This window comes from Micromonospora echinofusca (genome assembly GCF_017614955.1).
In the GTDB taxonomy this organism is placed as follows: Bacteria; Actinomycetota; Actinomycetes; order Mycobacteriales; family Micromonosporaceae; genus Micromonospora; species Micromonospora echinofusca_A.
Genome location: NZ_WVUH01000703.1, coordinates 1 through 819, shown reverse-complemented (window position 1 = coordinate 819; position 819 = coordinate 1). Strand labels below are relative to the sequence as shown.

Here is an 819-nt window from a genome sequence, read left to right as displayed (position 1 = left end):
GCCTGGGCCACCGTCCCCGTCCTGGGCCTGTACGCCGCCGCGCAGGTGACCCCCCTCTTCCTCCCCCGGTACCTGCTGTTCACCCTGCCCGCCTGGGCGCTGCTCGCCGGCATCGCCCTGGGCCGGGTCCACGTCGGCCTCACCGTCGGCACCCTCGCGGTGGTCGTCGCGCTGGCCGTACCGCAACAGCTCGCCATCCGCGAACCGGACGGGCACAGCGAAGCCGGCCACCAGCTGGCCGCCCTGATCGCCGACGGCTACCGGACCGGCGACGGCATCGTCTACGGCACCGCAGACCCCGGCGGGAGCTGGGTCGCCCGGGACACCGTCGAACACTACGTACCCGTCGACCGTCGCCCCCTCGACCTGCTGGCCACCCGACCACAACGCACCGGTGGGCAACTCGCCGCCACCGAGTGCACCGACACCGCCCGCTGTCTCGGCGAGCCGGCCCGACTGTGGATCGTCCGGCTCGGATACCACGGCGACGCGCTCAGCGGCCTCGGCGACCAGAAGGAACCGCTGCTGCGGCAGCACTACCTGACCGGACAGACCTGGCACCTGCCCGGGTTCACATTGGCCCTGGTCACCCGCCGGCCGTCCTGAATCGGCCCGAGGACCCACCGCACCCGGCCACCCGTCCGGGTACCCTCAGCCACTGCCAATGCCACCACTCCTGCCAACGCCACGCCGGCCGCCCCCACCGACGGGCAGCCGGCGCACCGGGCCAGAGAGGACGCCGTGCCGGCGAACCAGACCACCCCGACGACGGGCACCGGGCCGTCCGGTCGACGCCGGGCAGCCACCGCACCCCGGGAC

At 74.4% G+C, this 819-nt stretch carries 1 pseudogene; it reads left to right on the top strand.

The features are described 5' to 3' along the window. Positions 1 to 606, top strand: a pseudogene (locus GSF22_RS33985) (hypothetical protein); the annotation flags it as partial. Between the last annotated feature and the right edge of the window lie 213 nt (positions 607 to 819).